This is a genomic window from Photorhabdus stackebrandtii (assembly GCF_011189495.1).
Lineage (GTDB): Bacteria > Pseudomonadota > Gammaproteobacteria > Enterobacterales > Enterobacteriaceae > Photorhabdus > Photorhabdus khanii.
The window spans coordinates 202,726-221,642 of record NZ_PUJV01000003.1 but is presented as its reverse complement, the minus strand read 5'-3'; the positions used below and the strand labels follow the sequence as shown (position 1 = coordinate 221,642).

The 18,917-nt window shown below is 40.5% G+C and carries 13 protein-coding genes and 3 pseudogenes; 10 read left to right on the top strand and 6 right to left on the bottom strand.

Annotated elements, in window-relative coordinates:
• Positions 1-30: 30 nt before the first annotated feature.
• Positions 31-1,179, bottom strand: coding sequence for a beta-ketosynthase StlD (gene stlD, locus C5470_RS04145; RefSeq protein WP_166286196.1), 1,149 nt, complete (start codon positions 1,177-1,179; stop codon positions 31-33).
• Positions 1,180-1,183: 4 nt separating this feature from the next.
• Positions 1,184-2,128 (bottom strand): stilbene biosynthesis aromatase StlC, encoded by a 945-nt coding sequence (gene stlC / locus C5470_RS04140; protein ID WP_166286194.1) that lies wholly within the window; start codon positions 2,126-2,128, stop codon positions 1,184-1,186.
• Between the two features lie 929 nt (positions 2,129-3,057).
• Here stlC and C5470_RS04135 point away from each other — a divergent pair.
• Positions 3,058-4,449 (top strand): amino acid permease, encoded by a 1,392-nt coding sequence (locus C5470_RS04135; protein ID WP_166286192.1) that lies wholly within the window; start codon positions 3,058-3,060, stop codon positions 4,447-4,449.
• A gap of 227 nt (positions 4,450-4,676) precedes the next feature.
• Here C5470_RS04135 and C5470_RS04130 read toward each other — a convergent pair whose 3' ends face one another.
• Complete coding sequence (locus C5470_RS04130) at positions 4,677-5,522, bottom strand: alpha/beta fold hydrolase (protein ID WP_166286190.1); 846 nt, start codon at positions 5,520-5,522, stop codon at positions 4,677-4,679.
• Between the two features lie 746 nt (positions 5,523-6,268).
• Between C5470_RS04130 and C5470_RS04125 the strand changes: the two genes are divergently transcribed.
• The 4 genes from C5470_RS04125 (at position 6,269) to C5470_RS04110 (ending at position 11,180) form a co-directional block, all read left to right on the top strand.
• Complete coding sequence (locus tag C5470_RS04125) at positions 6,269-6,799, top strand: fimbrial protein (protein WP_166286188.1); 531 nt, start codon at positions 6,269-6,271, stop codon at positions 6,797-6,799.
• A gap of 111 nt (positions 6,800-6,910) precedes the next feature.
• A complete protein-coding gene (locus C5470_RS04120; protein WP_166286186.1) occupies positions 6,911-7,585 on the top strand; it encodes a fimbria/pilus periplasmic chaperone in 675 nt (224 codons plus the stop codon).
• Between the two features lie 42 nt (positions 7,586-7,627).
• Entirely contained in the window at positions 7,628-10,168 is a 2,541-nt protein-coding gene (locus C5470_RS04115; RefSeq protein ID WP_166286184.1) for a fimbria/pilus outer membrane usher protein, read from the top strand.
• 19 nt (positions 10,169-10,187) lie between these two features.
• A complete protein-coding gene (locus C5470_RS04110) occupies positions 10,188-11,180 on the top strand; it encodes a fimbrial protein (protein ID WP_166286182.1) in 993 nt (330 codons plus the stop codon).
• 59 nt (positions 11,181-11,239) lie between these two features.
• On the opposite strand, the pseudogene C5470_RS04105 reads toward C5470_RS04110, so the two are convergent.
• Positions 11,240-11,323, bottom strand: a pseudogene (locus C5470_RS04105) (hypothetical protein); the annotation flags it as partial.
• Between the two features lie 327 nt (positions 11,324-11,650).
• Between C5470_RS04105 and C5470_RS04100 the strand changes: the two are divergent.
• Together C5470_RS04100 and C5470_RS04095 are read left to right on the top strand one after the other, a co-directional pair.
• Positions 11,651-11,941 (top strand): nucleotidyltransferase family protein, encoded by a 291-nt coding sequence (locus tag C5470_RS04100; protein WP_166286180.1) that lies wholly within the window; start codon positions 11,651-11,653, stop codon positions 11,939-11,941.
• Positions 11,938-12,198, top strand: a pseudogene (locus C5470_RS04095) (HepT-like ribonuclease domain-containing protein); the annotation flags it as partial. The gene C5470_RS04100 and the pseudogene C5470_RS04095, both read left to right, overlap by 4 nt.
• Positions 12,199-12,270: 72 nt before the next feature.
• Here C5470_RS04095 and hrpA read toward each other — a convergent pair.
• Positions 12,271-16,002: pseudogene (gene hrpA, locus C5470_RS04090) on the bottom strand (ATP-dependent RNA helicase HrpA); the annotation flags it as partial.
• 265 nt (positions 16,003-16,267) lie between these two features.
• Here hrpA and C5470_RS04085 point away from each other — a divergent pair.
• On the top strand, positions 16,268-16,870 hold the full coding sequence (locus C5470_RS04085; protein WP_166286174.1) for an FMN-dependent NADH-azoreductase: 603 nt from the start codon (positions 16,268-16,270) through the stop codon (positions 16,868-16,870).
• A 25-nt stretch (positions 16,871-16,895) separates the two neighbouring features.
• Here the strand turns inward: C5470_RS04085 and C5470_RS04080 are convergent, their stop codons facing one another.
• Positions 16,896-17,063, bottom strand: a complete 168-nt coding sequence (locus tag C5470_RS04080) for a hypothetical protein (RefSeq protein WP_166286172.1) — start codon at positions 17,061-17,063, stop codon at positions 16,896-16,898.
• A 241-nt stretch (positions 17,064-17,304) separates the two neighbouring features.
• Between C5470_RS04080 and C5470_RS04075 the strand changes: the two genes are divergently transcribed.
• The gene (locus C5470_RS04075; RefSeq protein ID WP_166286170.1) at positions 17,305-18,309 is read left to right on the top strand and encodes a 2-hydroxyacid dehydrogenase; all 1,005 of its coding nucleotides are present in this window, start codon (positions 17,305-17,307) and stop codon (positions 18,307-18,309) included.
• Between the two features lie 22 nt (positions 18,310-18,331).
• Positions 18,332-18,757, top strand: coding sequence for a heat shock protein HslJ (gene hslJ, locus C5470_RS04070; RefSeq protein WP_166286168.1), 426 nt, complete (start codon positions 18,332-18,334; stop codon positions 18,755-18,757).
• Positions 18,758-18,917 lie beyond the last annotated feature (160 nt).

Here is an 18,917-nt window from a genome sequence, read left to right as displayed (position 1 = left end):
CCCCCTTTTTCATTAATTAAAGTTAAATATTTACACGACAGTCAGGTGCATGAATGCCCCTGTGAATCTGGCACTTTCAGGGATAAAACATAACAGACGCTGATCTTTCTTCAATTTACCCGACTTCATCAGCTCATCCAACATGATATAAATAGAAGCCGATCCGGTATTTCCTTTCACTGTTAAGTTAGTAAACCAACGCTCTTGTTCAATACCAAAATTAATATCTTCAAGACCCTCGGAAAATTTCATGCGGAAATATTCAGATGAATAATGAGGCAAGAACCAATCAATAGATTCTGCCGATAAGTTACGATCAGCAACGATTCGTCTCAATGGTTCGGTAAGTGTAAATTTAACGACCCTCTCATTTAAATATCTGACATCTTGCTTGATACAGAAAACAGAATATGCCAGCCAATCAGCCTGACTCATTTGTGTCCAGCTTTTCAAACTGCCATCTGCTAACTTTTCTCCACCCGCGTACATGCATGTCTCTTGCTCATTAGCAAAAGAGTAAATATCTATCCAATCAATTCGTAATGAAACACCATCAGGCCGAGGTTTATTTTCAAGTAAAGCTGCGCCGGCACCATCAGAAAGCATCCAACGTAGAAAATCTTTTTCAAAAGCAATTTCAGGACGTCTTTCCAATTCTGCAACCCGGGCTTCGTTTTCACGTTCAAAGTTACGGGCATGCAGTACTGTTGAAGGCGTCTCCGAGGTGGTTGATACCGCATTACTTGTCGTTCCTGAGAGAACAGACAAATAAGCATATTTCATCGCTGTCATACCCGCAGCACAAGCACCTGAAGTTGAAATGACTTCACAAGGTTTATTCTTGAGTTCCCCATGAACCATTACCCCATGACCAGGTATAATTTGATCAGGAATACCACTGCTTGCTGCTAAGCTTTGCATATCATCTAAAGAAAAATGCTCATCAACTAAGCCTTTTACTGCTTCAGCCGCCAATTGAGCACATGAATAAGTTGTCTCTCCTGTTTTCGGATCCAGTGCATAATGGCGATATTTTATACCATTATTACGGAGCACGATATGACGAGATCTTGATGGGCGATCACCAACGAAACCAAGGACAGATTCCATTGTCTCATTATCTATTGGGTTTCCCGGCATAAAGGCGGAAACTTTAGTGATATAAACGTTGTTACTCATTTAATTATTTATCTCCTTTATTATCATAGCGGGCAGAACCAGATGGTAGTTCATAATATTTTTGCAATTCATTAAGACGCTCTTTCAGTAATACGGACAGCAAACGACGAATAACTACCGATATAGGTAAAACAATCAATACCGTCAGTACCAAATAGGTTACAAACAGGGTTAATAGCAAACCCCTTACCCATTTCCGCCGTTTACCTACGCGGAGAATAAACCCGGACCACAATCTAAATCCGCGATGTATAGTGCGTTCACCGAAAATAAAAGATTTATCAACAAATACTGCCCCTAACCCTTTCAACATTGGAGCATCAACTTTCTCTTTATCCGCTTTAAGTGCTGTTACCAACGCATCCCCAAAACGTTTAGCTCCTTGAACATCTTCTTCTGATATCCCGGCAGATGGTAAACTGGTAAATGGACGTTTTTTTCCTGTCATTAGCCATAGCGGGGTTATAAACAATGTTACAAAGAAGTTTGCTTTATTAATAAAAACCACGTTATCGCGCAGATACGCTCCATTTTCATGTAATAATTTTTTGACCGTTTCTTGGGCTGTTAGCCACATATCTCGACAAGCAATAACCGTCACCACTGGCCGACCATTGAGTAATCGTTTTCCTTCTTTACTCTTAATAAATGCAATTATCGGAGGAGAGGGTGACAAATACCAAACTTGATAGCCTAATATGACCAAGTCGAAAGGTTCTTCATCTTCCAGATCTAAAGGTGCTAGCTCAGGTGAATGTAACTGCACCGTTTCTGGAAAAACATCAACAAATTTAGAAAATGACCAGGGAAATTTATACTCTGGAATTGGTTTCAGAACCACTTCACGAATGTATATCTCGTCAGACTCATGCAAAGGTGCGATTAAACTTTTCACCACATCAATCAATTGGCCGCTTTGGGAATACGATACCACCAGAACACGTTTCATATGTTCTAACCTTTATAAATATTTAATACACTAAGCCAGTCAACGGCACCTAAAAGATAATAATTCGAATAACAACTATCTCCTAACCATCCAAAAATTTTTCAGTGTATAGACATATAATCATTCCTGAAAATTAAAAACACATGCAAGAAAATGAGTTAATAAATAACAGGTTAATATTTTCACAAACAATATAAATCAAAATGGTCGTTGTCAACATGATTTTTTTATTTTTATATAAGAATAGTTTTACATCACATTAACTAACATTAATTTGTTACTGGTGAAAATAGTTGATGAGAAATATATTAACCTAAAGCTAAAATTAACAAAACCAATGAAAAAATTAAAAATAATTAAATAAAATCAATTAATTAAAAAATATTCAGTTACTTCAATTTAATAAGACTCTCATTACGTTATAATTTAAAAGATTAACTTAGCAACCTGATATGAAAAAATAATTATTGTTACCGAATAATAATATTACATGGTAAAGTAAATATTGAAGAAAAAGCTTTACCTTTTACAATTATTTTCATTAAACTTTGAGATTGATTGAATAAATTAAAATAAAAATTACTTAATTAGTAATAACATCACAATGCTTTATATTCGTCATTTGTTACTCTTAACATAATAAACAGCATTATAGAAATATCCCATATAAGTTTGTAAAAATAAATTGTATGACATGACGTCCTAACCATCACTCTAACAGTGCATAAAATTTATAGTTACTTGCATAGAAAACCATTGCATCCAGCCCATACCCTCCGTAGAATCCCCGTCTATTTCTAGGTTTAACCAGTCTGTTTTTCCGTTCTATACAGCTTGGAAGCGACAAAAACCCAATGCCCAATTCATTTTTGTGATCGGGGTAATGAACTGGCTAACAATGCAGTTTATGTCATATTAGGAACATATCTTTGGAAAAAAAACTAGGTCTTACAGCTCTTACTGCTCTGGTACTCAGCTCTATGGTCGGCGCGGGTGTTTTCAGCTTACCGCAAAATATGGCTGAAATTGCCAGCCCGGCTGCGTTAATGATTGGTTGGGGAATAACCGGTGTCGGTATCCTGTTTCTGGCTACCGCCCTGCTATTTCTCTCTCGCCTTCGCCCGGATCTTGATGGAGGCATTTTCACTTATGCTAAAGAAGGCTTTGGTGAACTAATAGGCTTCTGTTCTGCCTGGGGATATTGGTTATGTGCGGTAGTTGCCAATGTTTCTTATCTGGTTATCGTTTTTGCCGCCCTGAGTTTCTTTACTGATAAAGAAGGTACCATTATCTTTGGTGACGGCAATACCTGGCAGTCCCTGTTGGGAGAATCTGTTTTACTCTGGTTAGTACACTGGTTGGTACTCCGTGGCGTTCAAACCGCGGCAGGAATCAACAAACTGGCAACAATGGCGAAATTGCTGCCTTTAGGTGCTTTTATTATTCTTGCCGCAATCGCGTTTAAAATGGATATCTTTGATCTTGACTTTACAGGTATCGAATTGGGTGTTCCTGTCTGGCAACAAGTAAAAGACACGATGCTGATCACCCTTTGGGTTTTCATTGGTATCGAAGGTGCTGTTGTAGTTTCAGCCAGAGCAAAAAAACGTAAAGACGTTGGTATTGCAACTATGCTGGCCGTCGTCGCCGCATTAGGAATATACATATTAGTTACCCTGCTCTCCCTTGGGTTAGTACCACGGCCTGAGTTAGCTGAAATACGCAATCCATCGATGGCAAACCTGATGGTAGGGCTTATTGGTTCGGCAGGTGAAATCATTATTGCCGCCGGATTAATTATTTCCGTTTGCGGCGCTTATCTAAGCTGGACAATCATGGCGGCGGAAGTTCCATTCATCGCTTCCCAACACGGCTCTTTCCCGAAAATTTTTGGCCTGCAAAACTGCAATAACGCACCCTCATCCTCATTGTGGTTGACTAATGGCGCCGTACAACTTTCCCTTGTTCTGATTTGGTTGAGCGGGAGCAGCTACAATTCATTACTGGCAATTGCATCAGAGATGATTTTACTGCCCTATTTCCTCGTTGGCGCATTTCTGTTGAAGGTCGCTTTTGATCGTAGCAACAAGGGATTATTACTGATTGCTGTTGGGGCTTGTCTTTATGGCTTATGGCTGCTTTATGCATCCGGTTTAATGAATTTGTTATTGTCTGTTGTTCTCTATGCACCGGGTGTTATTGTTTTCCTGTATGCTCGCTGTCAGAATCCACAGAAACACAATCTTTACCTGGCTGAAAAATTAGCTATTACCGTGTTGCTAATAACCACAATCCCTGCAACCTGGCTATTAATCAAATAATCCCATCGAATTCAGGATATTACTCTCTGTGGTAGCCATTTTTGTTTTCATATGGCAATTTGTTTTATTTTTGTACTGTTCTGGCATATTTTTTGGGTGTTGTCTTACAAAGTATGTTGTAACTAATTTGATGCTTTCCAAAGTCGATAATCGGAACCGTCCCTGTCTGGGAAATTCGCGCCAAAACAAGCACAGCTCGAATGCTCTGACAGAGACTGGATTCTCTTTTAGTTATTTAGTTTATCGCCCCAATTCGCAATCGCATCCGCTGTCTCGATCGGTTTCACCGCCGGCAGTGCATGGCTGGCCCCTTCTATCACAACGACAGTAACGCGGTTGCCAAACTCATCCTTTGCCTCCATCCGCGATTCCTCAGGTCGGAACGGGTCGGACCCGGCTTGCAGATCGAGGATCGGCGCTGTCCCGCCAGCCCACCAATCCTTACGATTAGTCAGCTCACGCGCCGCAGACTGGCTTTTTACGACATCGGAATGCCAACCCTCAAGCCAAGGCGTCGGATCATTACCTTCCGCGAAGAAGGCCAGCCGAAGCCGCGTCAGTCGCTCCTCACGGGTGGATTTCGGATCATTGATCACAGTGATTGCATCAGAAAGCTCCGGGGGCCAAGATTTCGCAGCCCCTGCCAAAAGCACTATGCCACGCGTCATTTCGGGATAATCTGAGGCGATTGTCTTGGCTATCCAGTGACCATAAGCATGACCCACCACTATTGCCTTACTGCCTTCCGCTGCAATTACCGCCGCAAAATCATCGGCAAAGTCGTGGAAAGTCACGTTCGCCATCGGACCAGTCGACCCCGAGATTCCGCGTGGTTCGGGCAGAGCGACGCGATAGCCACGCATCGCCAGTCGATCCGCAAGCGGCGCGAATTCCGCTGTTCCCCGACCGGTTGAGGCGATCATCACAATCAGTGGCCCCTCTCCCCGCACCGAATATTCGATTGATGCCGCGCCATTAGTGACGGTTTTCTGCTCTGCTTCCATGGCCGAAACGAGCGGCGTGAATGCGAGTACGACGGCCAATAAGCCCGATACAAAGACGAACTGTTTCATTTTTCCTCCGTTAATTTCAGATTGTCGCAACGCCGCAGAAAACAGCATCCCTGAGACACAAAAGTCTGCCAGTAGGCGACACAACTCCCCCAATCCAGAATTCATAGACCAATAAAAGCCAGATGTATAGCTTTTATTCCGTGAATATGCGTCCTTAACGCAAAACTTCCCTTACATGTATAACAAATGAGGTATTCAAAGTGGCCGGATGCGAATTTTTTATCCATTTCACCAAAAATGTGAGTTATTTTTAGATTGGAAAATAGATAATGCCGAGAATCCTTCTTGGATTGAACAGAATACGTTCGAGATATATTTCCGTTCAAAGCTCATAAAAGAATAACTTTTTCAGTGTGATATATGAACTGTGATATAAATCACAATTCATTTTATAACTAATTATTAAGTAATAAATATTCTTATCCGCTAGCATAATAGTTTATTCCATATGATAAATTACAATAAACTTTAAAAAAAATCCTGTCTAGTCATTAATTATAGATAAAAATCTTAAATGCAGCATATTACCGAGTCATTCTTTGGATTCTTCCGAATTAATCGCTATTATCACCCACACTTTATCCTAAATAAGAAACGCCAAACAAAACACCGTTTGACCTATGATTCTGATTATCGGATAAGAGCTTTAGATACTTACATACTGTATTGGCATTTATACAGTCTCGGTTCAATCAATGTTTCTGTTTCCCTGCCGTAATACTCGCCAGGGTTAGGATCTATTTACAATGAACACTAAACTGATTATTTTATCCTTACTTGCATCTTCTGTATTTATCTCTGTAGCAAATGCGGCAGATGGAAAGATCAATTTTACAGGTAACATCATCGCTAATGCTTGTAAAATCGATACCGATTCTGCAAATCAAAACGTGAACATGGGGGCAATTAGCTCAAATGCATTTAGTGGTGTAGATAGTACCGCTGCACCAACACCTTTTAGCATTAAGATGAGTGATTGCCCACCAGAATATACTCATGCACAAGTTAAATTTGATGGACAAATAGATAATAAAAATAGCAACCTTCTGGCTTTATCCAATGATAAAGGTCAGGCAGTCGCCAATGGTGTTGCGATTGGTATCTATGAAGAAGATAATTCAACCCTGATTCCTTTGGCAAAAGCATCTAAACTCCAGACTTTTACTGATCAAAAAACCGCAGAATTAAAATTTATTGCAAAGTACATTGCTACAGCTCAAGCAATTAGCCCAGGATCTGGGGATGCAGTCGCTAACTTTACTGTTGTTTATAACTAAGATAGGACAAACTTAGAACAAAACTGCTTTATGTTTTGTTGCTATGCGGCATGGATGCCCAAAAATCCCATAGAATAACGTATAAAAATACGATAAAACTGAGAGGTCACTGTGCAGTTCCAACGCCTATTAACTATAATATTTCTATATATTGTCAGCATAAATTTTGCTATCGCAGGTGTCGTTATTGGTGGAACCCGCGTTATTTACATGAGTGATAAAAAGGAAGCATCCATTTCTATAAACAACCCGGAAAAAGATGCACCCTATCTGATACAGTCTTGGATCCAAGATGAAAACGATAATATGAAAACCCCTTTTATCGTTACTCCCCCGATATTTAAACTCGCAGCAGGCCAAGAAAATATTCTGCGGATTGTAAAAACAGAGGGTAATCTGCCTGAAGATCAAGAGTCACTTTTTTGGTTGAATATAAAATCTATTCCTACCTCGGTGAAATCAGATCAAAATCAATTACAGATTACAGTTAAGTCAAAATTTAAATTGTTTTACCGTCCCATAAGTTTGGCAGAAAAATCAAGTACCGCATACAAAGAGATCAAATTCAGAACGGAAAATAATTTATTGATTGCAGAAAATCCTACTCCCTACTTTATCTCATTTTCTCACCTTAAAATAGATCAACATGAAATAAAACCTGCGGGAATGATTAAACCCTTTAGTCAACTGAGCTGGGCTCTTCCTGTAAAGAATATAAAACAAATAAGTTGGAAAGTTATTAATGATTTTGGTGGTGTAACTGCCGAAGAAAAAACAACCATTTAACAAAATAATCACATTAATTTATTCTATGCTAGAAAGTTAATTATGGAAAAGTACTCACAGCATAAAACCAATAAGAAATCATATGATATTGAACATTCATGGCTCTTATTACCGTTATTTATGGCAGTTGGAGTACTTTTTTACTCTGCTAAAACCTATTCTGAAGATTATTTCAACATTCATGCGTTAGAAACTGGGGCTGATTTTGGTTCTCCTGAAGATATTGATCTCTCTATTTTTACACAGGATGACCACCCCCCTGGTATTTATTGGGTAGATATTTATCTCAATAAAGATAAAATAGATACCAGAAACGTAGACTTTATTATAATAAATAACAAATTGCTTCCTAAACTAACTATTCAGCAATTACAGGATATGGGGGTAAAAATTGATACATTCTCAGAATTAATCAGTTTACCACCAGAAACAGAGCTATCTGATTTAGGTCAATATATTCCATCAGCAAGTACTGCCTTTAATTTTGGTCAACAAAGGTTAGATATCAGTATTCCACAAGCAGCGTTAAATAATCAGGCAAGAGGTTATGTTTCACCTGAATTATGGCAGCAAGGACTAACTTCATTATTGATTAACTATAATTATAGCGGTTCAAACACCTGGCAAAATAATCCGTCTGGTTCTACACAAACCAACTATCTGAATCTTCGAACAGGCGCTAATTGGCAAGCATGGCGTCTGCGCAATTATTCCACCTATACCAGCCGCGATAAGAGTTGGAAAAGTATTAATACCTATTTACAACGGGACATTCATTCACTAAAAGGACAATTAACGCTGGGTGACAGCTTTACATCTTCCTATATTTTTGATGGCGTCCAATTTCGTGGCTTACAATTAGCTTCTGACGATAATATGTTACCAGACAGCTTAAAAGGTTTTGCCCCTACTATCCGGGGAATTGCTCAAAGTAATGCACAAGTCACAATCAGACAAAGCGGCTATATCATTTATCAAACTTATGTTTCACCCGGTCCGTTTGTCATTAATGACCTTTTTCCAACCACAACAAGTGGGAACCTAGAAGTTATTATTAAAGAAGCCAACGGTCAGGAATATCGATCTACCCAATCTTTTTCCACAATACCTATCATGTTACGGGAAGGAGGCATTCAATATTCAGCCACTCTGGGCCAATACCAATCATCAAATAATCGTGGGCGAGAACCAAATTTTGCCCAAGGGGCGCTAATCTACGGCCTTTCCAATAATATCACCACCTACGGAGGGACTATTTTTTCAAAAGATTATCAATCGGTTGCCTTAGGATCAGGTTATAATTTTGGTATATTTGGTTCTCTCTCTTTTGATATAACACATGCGAATACCGATTTGCTATCCAATATAAGTACCAAAGGACAATCTTACCGCTTTCAATATGCAAAAGATCTTTCATTAACAGGAACCAATTTTACTCTGGCAGGTTATCGCTATTCAACACGTGGCTTTTATGACTTTAAAGAAGCCAATGATATAGATAACGCCAATAAAAGTGACTGGCGTTATCACACCAATAAAAGAAGCAAATTGCAATTGCATATTAATCAATCCATTGGAGATTTTGGTAGTTTATATTTATCCGCTTTTCAACAAAATTACTGGCAGCAACATGGTTATGAACGTAATATCAACGCAGGCTATAGCATCAATTATAATAATATTAATTACAGTTTAAATTATACCTATAACCAACTTCCCAATACGAATAAAAATGAACAACTTTTTTCATTCAGCATACAAGTTCCATTAGCTCGCTGGCTAAAAAATAGCTGGGCCAGTTACAATTTGAATACGAATAAAAACAAGGATATTTCCCACCAGGTGGGTCTAAGTGGTACGGCACTGGAAGATAATAATTTAATTTATAGTTTACAACAAAGTTATGCTAATCACGGTACCAGGGCTGGCGGCCATATACACACAGAATATAAAGGATCTTATGGTCAATTTAATGCCGGCTATAGCTATGATAATCATTCCCGCCAGCTGAATTATGGCCTTCAAGGAGGAATTGTTGCTCACCCATATGGCATTACTCTTTCACAACATTTAGGAGATACACAGGCATTAGTCCGGGCTGATGGTGCACAAGGAATAAAGATCCAGAATAATGTAGGTGTTACTACCGACCGGAATGGTTATGCTGTTATTCCCTATGTCAGCAGCTATCGGAAAAACCGAATTGCGCTAGATACTCACTCATTAGCCGATAATGTCGATATTGAAACAAATGCCCAAACAGTAATTCCCACTCAAGGGGCCTTAGTCCTGGCCAATTTCAAAACCCGAATAGGCCACAGGGTACTGATAAATCTTTACTATCAAGAAAATCCGATTCCTTTTGGTGCTATTGTCACGGTAGAAAAACAAGATGAGATTGATGAAGAAAATAGTGCAATGGTCAGCCATCAAGGACAAGTTTATCTCACTGGTTTACCCGATCGCGGACAGTTACTGGTTAAATGGGGTTACAAGGATATCCAGGAATGCGTAGCTCATTATACACTGCCAGAAAAAAAACCTTTATCTGGCATTTATACAATAGAAGCACACTGCAAATAACGATTTTTAGGAAAACACTATGCTCAGTACTTATAATAGGTTTAAATATTTTTTAGTTGCCCTCATTTTATTTTCTGGTCAGGAAATTATCCCTTATAGTTCTGCTGCTAATTGCCAATTTGATAAAGGATTTAAACCAGAAATCACTAATCTATCTTTTGGAACCTTGTATGTTCCAAGAGATAAACCTATTGGCACAACTATTCACGAATATCGTGCAGATGAATTAGACAATAAAGGCAATGTTTTCTATTGCAATACAAGAATAAATACATCATGGGGATATACAGCTTATAAAAGTGCAGATTACAATAAGGATGCTATTTACGAATCCGGTGTTCCCGGTGTCGGTATCAGAATAAATACCTGGGGTCCTGGCTATGGTTTGGACTGGTTACCTCGTATTACCAATGACCCTGTTAGTTGTGACCATTCAGGTCATTGGTATTGCGGTAATACATGGGGTTATTTGACTATTCAGTTGATAAAAATAGCACCGACAACAGGTTCCGGTTTTATCAAAAATGATCAATTAATTCAGGCACGGGTAAATGATCGTATCGTTCATACCTATCGTTTAGGCAATACCCGGATTATTACCAAAAGCTGTTCACTGAAAGATACCAATATTACTGTTCCTATGGGTGATATCAAAAAAAGCGATTTTTCCGGTATTAATAGTACCGCAGGAGGAAAAGATTTTGAGGTTATTTTAGATTGTGATGATAATGTGCAGATTCAATTAATGCTTGATGGCAAGAAAGCAAAAAATAGTTTAAATCATGTATGGGCACTTGATCAGAATTATAATCGCACAACGGCTTCCGGTGTTGGTATACAAATCCTTTATAATAACCAACCGGTAATTATTCACTCACAAATTAATATCGGCAACAGCTATTCAGGCGGGAAGTATTCTATTCCTTTACGCGCCCGCTATTTCCAGACAGACCGCAATATTACCCCCGGTCAAGCAAATGCAACTGCAACAATGACATTAACTTATCAGTGATAAATTAACCTGCATCAGCTATAGAAATTTTATTTTTTAGCTGATGTGTTATTGTTTAATTATTTTATTTCTATCTTGGGAATTAGTTCATCCAGCGTAGCCGATAAGTTCATATTCAGGCTACGGGCGGCGTCTACCAGATCAGTTGTAAGGGGTTTCTTAAAATGATTTTTTCTTCAACCATATTATTTTTACCTTATCCTTTTTGTAACCACTATCCATTCTTAAGTTATTTATTTTATCAATTAATTTATAAAAAATTTCTTTTTATTATAAAATTATGCTTTTAAAACCGTTTGTTAGATTTAAAAATAAATTTCTTAATATATAGATTTTAGATAAATCTATCCTGCACTTTTGTACGATACGGGAAATCAAAATATTAGAATTTACGAATATCATTCTTGAAATGGTATGTCCAGAAAGGTATTCTTTACAACGAGTTGAACTTCGATTAAGGAAAGGTACCCATGAAACCATCCGTTATTCTTGAGCTCAAACGAAATGCTGTGCGAGAAGCTACTAGTCGCTTTCGCACAGCAAACCCGCGCATCTTTGGCTCAGTGCTCCATGGCACCGACCAAGATGGTAGTGACCTCGATCTGTTAGTCGATGCGTTGCCCGGTACAACACTGTTCGACTTAGGTGGTCTGCAAGTCGAACTAGAATCGCTGCTCGGCGTACACGTCGATCTGTTAACCCCTGCCGACTTGCCACCGAAATTCCGGGCTAAAGTGCTTGCAGAGGCACAGCCGGTATGAGCGAGAACCGCCTCCCCGACTACCTCGAACATATGCGGCAAGCTGCAACCGATGCGTGCAACTTCGTGGATGGTTTGAGTAAAGTCGATTTTCTTGAAGATAAGTGTACCCAACAAGCCGTTATCATGAGCTTCATTATCATCGGTGAAGCAGCCACGAAAGTAATGGACGGCTATACAGAATTCACGCAAGCGCACCCCGAAGTGCCGTGGCGCAGCATGCTCGGCATGCGTAACCGCATCGCCCACGGCTATTATACGGAAGGTACCTGCCAACCAGGTCATACGTCTTAGTAAAAAGCCACCGCTAAAAGAGGTGGCCTTGCACTATTAAGAAACTATTTGTTCCATATTCTGCAAAATACGTTTATCAGAGACCGGATATGGCGTACCCAGTTGTTGGGCGAACAAGCTGATCCTTAATTCTTCTATCATCCAACGAATCTCTTGCACCTCAGGTAACTGCTTCTGTTGCAGTGATAATTTCGCCATCCATTGCTGCCACTGCTGCTGAACATTCTCGACACGCCCCATTTGCGTCCGATCCCTGTGTGGGTCTATCGCCAATTTTTCGAGACGGCGGTCAATACCATGCAGATAACGCAAAACATCCGGCAAGCGCTTCCAGCTATTAGCGGTGACAAATCCTCTGAAAACCAAACCAGAAAGCTGCGCTTTAATATCAGATAACGCCAGGGCCAGTGAAATATCAACCCTCCCCTTAAGACGCTTATTAATAGCAAAAACAGTGGTGAGTATCTGTTCTACCTGCCTGGCAATTTCCACAACAGTATCATTCAACTCAGCCCGAACTTTATCCTGTAGGTGAATAAAAGCCGGTTCATTCCACGCCGGTCCACCGTTCCCCGCGATCAATTTATCAATACCACAAGAGATACAATCGTCAATTAAGTCCAATACCTTGCCATAAGGATTAAAGTAGAGCCCCAATTTGGATTTGTTCGGCAATTTCTCATGTAAGTATTTAATGGGCGAAGGAATATTTAGCAATAATAGACGACGGGTGCCTTCCCACATGGCAGTCTGTTGTTCCAGCTCAGTTTCAAACAATCTGATACCGATGCTCTCTTTTTCATCCACCAGCGCTGGATATGCTTTAACGGAGTAACCGCCACGTTTTTGCTCATATCGTTCCGGTAATTCACCGAAACTCCAAATATGCAGCCCACTCTGTTCAATACCATCATCGGCAACAGCTGAAAGTGTCTCCTGAACTTTCTCTTTCAATCGTACTTTCAGCGCAGCTAAATCTTTGCCTTCAGCGATAGTCCGGTTCTTCTCTCCTGCCACCCGGAATGTCATTTTGAGGTGATCGGGCACTTGTTCTAACTGCCAATCATCACGTGACACTGTCACCCCTGTCATACGCCGTAATTCTCTCTCAAGACTATCCAACAAAGTGGATTGAGGTTGGGGTACCCGTTCCATAAATGCCTGAGCATAGTTTGGTGCCGGCACAAAATTACGACGCACCGGTTTCGGCAATGATTTAATTAGAGCGACGACAAGATCATAGCGAATACCTGGGATCTGCCAATCAAATCCTGCATCTTTAACCTGATTCAGCACCGGCAATGGAATATGCACCGTCACACCATCGGCTTCTGTGCCCGGCTCAAACTGATAACTAAGCCGTAATTTCAGTGCATCTTGATGCCAATAATTAGGGTAATCCAACGCGCTGATTTTATCCGCATCACCTTTGATCAACATATTTTTTTCAAAGTTGAGCAGGTCCGGTTGCGCTCTATTCGTCTTCAACCACCAGCGATCGAAATGACCCGTAGAAACCACACTCTGAGGTATACGTTGATCATAGAAACTGAACAGGATTTCATCATCCACCAGAATGTCACGACGGCGAGATTTATGTTCCAGCTCCTCAATTTCCTCGCGTAATTTCAGATTCGCCCGGAAAAATGCATGCCGGGTTTGCCAGTCACCTTCTACCAGCGCATGGCGGATAAACAATTCACGGCAAAGCATTGGATCAATTTTACTGTAATTAATCAAACGACTCGCCACAATTGGCAGTCCATATAAAGTGACTTTCTCCTTAACCATTGTCGCACCCTGCGATTTTTGCCAATGCGGTTCGCTATAATGGTGCTTCACCAGATGTGCGGCCAATGGTTCAACCCACTCAGGTTCTATCCGCGCAGCAATACGCCCCCACAAACGATTGGTTTCAACCAGTTCCGCAACCATTGCCCATTTAGGTGGCTTTTTGAATAAGCCGGAGCCAGGAAAAATAGAAAAACGTGCATTGCGTGCACCGGTATATTCCTGTTTATCTGTATCTTTTTGGCCAATATGCGATAACAGCCCAGAGAGCAGCGAAACATGAATACTACGATAATCTGCATCCTGACTATTTACCGGCAGGCCGACTTCTTTTACAACTTGTCGTAACTGGGTATATATGTCCTGCCATTCTCTGACTCTCAGATAGTTAAGATAATCCTGACGGCAAAGCTTGCGGAATTGTGAAGAAGAAAGTTCCTTTTGCTGCTCTTTCAGAAAATCCCATAATTTCAGGAATGCAATAAAGTCGGAATCTTTGTCGGCAAACCGACGATGTTTCTCATCAGAAGCCTGTTGTTTCTCCAGTGGCCTCTCTCTTGGATCCTGAATAGATAGCGCAGAAGTAATTACCATCACTTCACGCACACAACCGTGATGACGAGCTTCCAGCACCATACGCGCCAACCTGGGATCAACCGGAAGTTGAGCAAGTTGCTGCCCTATTAATGTCAGACGGTAATTACCCTTCACCGTTGCGTGCTGGTCAATCGCCCCAAGTTCTTCCAGAAGCCGGACACCATCCTGAATATTACGTTTATCAGGCGGTTGCACAAATGGAAATGCGCCAATATCCCCAAGACCAATTGATGTCATTTGCAGAATAACCGATGCCAGGTTAGTCCGCAGAATTTCTGGATCAGTAAACTCTGACCGTGAAAGGAAATCATCTTCCGAATACAGGCGAATACAAATTCCGTCAGATACACGCCCACAACGTCCTTTCCGCTGATTTGCCGATGCCTGGGATATTGGCTCAATCGGTAATCGCTGGACTTTCGTCCGATAACTGTAACGACTGATACGTGCATATCCGGTATCAATCACATATTTAATTCCCGGTACAGTCAAAGACGTTTCTGCCACGTTAGTGGCCAGCACAATTCTGCGACCGGCATGCGATTGGAAAATCCGGTTCTGATCACTGTTAGAAAGACGTGCAAACAACGGCAATACTTCGGTATGACGCAAATTTAATTTATTCAAAGCATCAGCTGTATCACGAATTTCCCGCTCACCACTCATAAAGACCAAGATATCCCCAGGCCCTTCACGGCCCAGTTCATCAACAGCATCAATGATGGCTTCAAGCTGATCCCGCTCTCCATCACTGTCTTCAGCTATTACAGGCCGATAACGCACCTCTACCGGATAAGTTCGGCCTGAAACTTCAATAATAGGTGCATGATGAAAATGACGGGAAAAACGTTCAGGATCGATAGTCGCTGAAGTGATGATCACTTTCAAATCAGGACGTTTTGGCAATAGCTGACGCAAGTAGCCCAGAATAAAATCAATATTCAGACTACGTTCATGCGCTTCATCAATAATGAGCGTGTCATATTGTTTAAGCAGCCTGTCATTTTGCAGTTCCGCCAGCAAAATACCATCTGTCATCAGCTTAACCAGCGTGCTATCACTGACATGATCACTGAAACGGACTCTATAACCTACAGCTGAGCCCACTGAGGTTTCCAACTCTTCCGCCAGACGATTGGCAACCGCGCGAGCAGCCAACCGACGAGGTTGGGTATGACCAATCAATCCTTTTATTCCCCTGCCCAGTTCGAGGCAAATTTTCGGGATCTGCGTTGTTTTACCCGAACCGGTTTCGCCGGCAATAATCACAACCTGATGATCACGAATGGCTTTGTAGATATCATTTTTCTTCTGGCTGACAGGCAGGTTTTCTGGATATTTGATTGTTGGACAAACGGCCTGACGATTAATGATTTTCTGAGACTCTTTCACCTTATCTTAGTCCTTAGTGACTTATTACTTTGCTGATTAGCCAGTTTTTGCTGATGACATAGTAGCATATCCTATTTATTGGCAATAATTTCAACGACTATTCCTTCTGCCGTAATCAGTACGAATAAATGTTATTCAATAAATTTGAACTCTAATCTCTAAATATTGATCTATTGCCAGAAGATAATAACTCATAGAATAACTGTATCGTGATTAACAAGTGAACGAACAAAAGTTAATTTAAGGAATAAAAATGAGTAAAGTTCTGGTTCTGAAATCCAGCATTATGGCGCAGCATTCACACACTAACCAAATGGCAGATTTCTTTATTGAAAAATGGCAAGCTAACCATGCTGACGACAGTATCACAATACGTGATCTGGCTGCACAACCTATTCCTGTTCTGGATAACGAACTGGTTCATGCATTACGTCCAAGAGATAATGAAATGACCGCCCGTCAGAAAGAGGTATTGGCGTTATCTGATGAACTTATTGCGGAATTGCAGGATCATGACATCATTGTTATGACCGCACCTATGTACAATTTTCACATTCCAACCCAACTGAAAAACTATTTTGATCTGATAGCCCGTGCTGGCGTCACCTTCCGTTATACTGAGAATGGCCCTGAAGGTCTGGTAAAAAACAAACGCGCAATTATCCTAACTAGCCGCGGAGGAATTCATAAAGATGGGCCCAGTGATCTGTTAGTGCCTTATTTGCGCCTGTTCCTCGGATTCATTGGTCTTACTGATGTAGAATTTGTGTTTGTTGAAGGTGTAGGATTAAGCCCTGACGCCGCAAATCAAGCACAACAAACTGCCCGTGAAGTTCTGGAAAAAATGACTGCCTGATAATTACACTCTATTCATACATTACCTATATATTATATTGCTGTATTTTGCGCACCTCCCGGTGCGCTTTTATTTCTTCAACCATTTCCCTGAGGTAACCAGAAACCTTGAATAACCAATGGGGAATAGAAAACCATACCGTCAGCATCAGCACCACCAATGGCATCAGTACAATGCCTCTTTTGATTATCAAATTATTGCCTCTCCTTATTAAGCCTTAGATCGGTTACTTCTATTGTTATTCCATAATTTAGTAGACACATCTCAAACTAAGACATTGATTATTAAGTAAATTTTGTTGAACATGTAGGAAAACAACAAGCAATACCCTTATAGCGTTACTTAATTTATCGGTTTATTTAATCCTTTACGTCAGCAATAATTTAAGTCCTAAACAATTTATTAGCTACTTAAATTATGACGGAGATAATTCCATGAAATTAGTCGTTTACAGTACCAAACAGTATGACTATAAACATCTGGAGCTGGTTAATCAAAAGCTCGGGTTTGATTATGATTTTGAGTTTTTCGATTTTCCTCTCAGTTCAAAAACTGCCAAAAATGCTATCGGTGCAGATGCTGTTTGTATTTTCGTTAACGATAATGCTGATCGTGAAGTACTTGAAGAATTGGCTGGAATGAATATAAAAATCCTCGCACTGCGTTGTGCAGGTTTTAATAATGTCGATTTGGACGCAGCTAAAGAATTGGACATTCAGGTTGTACGGGTTCCGGCCTACTCTCCTGAGGCAGTTGCTGAACATACCATTGGATTAATCCTGTGTTTAAACCGCCGTATTCACCGGGCTTATCAACGCACCCGTGACGCCAATTTCTCTCTTGATGGCCTAATTGGTTTCAATATGCACAACCGTACAGCGGGAGTTATTGGAACAGGCAAGATTGGTATTGCAACACTACGTATCCTTAAAGGGTTTGGCATGCGCCTGTTAGCCTGTGATCCATACCCAAATCAAGCTGTCTTGGATCTCGGTGCTGAATATGTCGATCTGGATACACTATATGCGCAATCCGATGTGATATCTCTTCATTGTCCGCTGACATCAGAAAACTATCATCTGCTGAATGAACTTGCTTTTAGCAAAATGAAAAACGGCGTCATGATCGTCAATACCAGCCGCGGCGCTCTGATTGATTCCGTAGCCGCTATTAACGCATTAAAGCAGCAAAAGATTGGCGCTTTGGGTATGGACGTTTATGAAAATGAACGCGACCTCTTCTTTGAAGACAAATCTAATGACGTGATTCAGGATGATATTTTTCGTCGCTTGTCTTCATGTCATAACGTGCTGTTTACCGGCCATCAGGCATTTCTGACAGAAGAAGCCTTGACCAGTATCAGTGAAACCACGCTGAGAAATATTCAGCAGTTAATCAACGGGAAAGATTGCCCGAATATTGTTAGTAAATACCCTTAAAATAATATATTAGGAGATAAATATGAAAAAAATACTACCTTTGGCAACAGCAACTTTATTGTTAGCCACATTCCAAGCCTCAGCAGTAGAAAATGTATCAATTGATGATTTACAGCATCACAGATTTGTTCTGGTGAGTGTTAATGGCGAAGACGCGAAAAATCAAGATGGTCGCGTACCATCCATTGAATTCGGTGAAAAAATGCATATCTCTGGTTCCATGTGTAATAACTTTATGGGTCAGGGTAAGCTGAAAAATGGTGTACTGACAGTTAAAAACCTGGCCAGCACTCAAATGCTTTGCGCTGATGATAAGTTGAACAGATGGGATCATTTGATTGGTAAGGTATTAGAAGATGGCGTCAAAATCACGCTGAAAGATCAAAAGCTGATCCTGTCCAACCATGGTAATAAGCTGGTTTATAAGCTGAAAGATTATGTTCAGTAATCAGAAAGTAAGTTAGTTTCAAGTGCCGGAAAGCGCTTTCCGGCACCTCCAGATATAAATATCTCAACAATAAATCTATGTTGGATTAACCTCGTCACCTAAGCTGTTTTACAGCGGTCTCTCATCAATTTAATAAAAAAAGCCGCAACTAAGCGGCGTG

Excerpts from the sequence above, each read along its gene's own strand:
- stlD (WP_166286196.1), bottom strand. The coding sequence starts at position 1,179 with ATGAGTAACAACGTTTATATCACTAAAGTTTCCGCCTTTATGCCGGGA.
- stlC (WP_166286194.1), bottom strand. The coding sequence starts at position 2,128 with ATGAAACGTGTTCTGGTGGTATCGTATTCCCAAAGCGGCCAATTGATT.
- C5470_RS04130 (WP_166286190.1), bottom strand. The coding sequence starts at position 5,522 with ATGAAACAGTTCGTCTTTGTATCGGGCTTATTGGCCGTCGTACTCGCA.
- C5470_RS04125 (WP_166286188.1), top strand. The coding sequence starts at position 6,269 with ATGAACACTAAACTGATTATTTTATCCTTACTTGCATCTTCTGTATTT.
- C5470_RS04115 (WP_166286184.1), top strand. The coding sequence starts at position 7,628 with ATGGAAAAGTACTCACAGCATAAAACCAATAAGAAATCATATGATATT.
- C5470_RS04110 (WP_166286182.1), top strand. The coding sequence starts at position 10,188 with ATGCTCAGTACTTATAATAGGTTTAAATATTTTTTAGTTGCCCTCATT.
- C5470_RS04100 (WP_166286180.1), top strand. The coding sequence starts at position 11,651 with ATGAAACCATCCGTTATTCTTGAGCTCAAACGAAATGCTGTGCGAGAA.
- C5470_RS04085 (WP_166286174.1), top strand. The coding sequence starts at position 16,268 with ATGAGTAAAGTTCTGGTTCTGAAATCCAGCATTATGGCGCAGCATTCA.
- C5470_RS04075 (WP_166286170.1), top strand. The coding sequence starts at position 17,305 with ATGAAATTAGTCGTTTACAGTACCAAACAGTATGACTATAAACATCTG.
- hslJ (WP_166286168.1), top strand. The coding sequence starts at position 18,332 with ATGAAAAAAATACTACCTTTGGCAACAGCAACTTTATTGTTAGCCACA.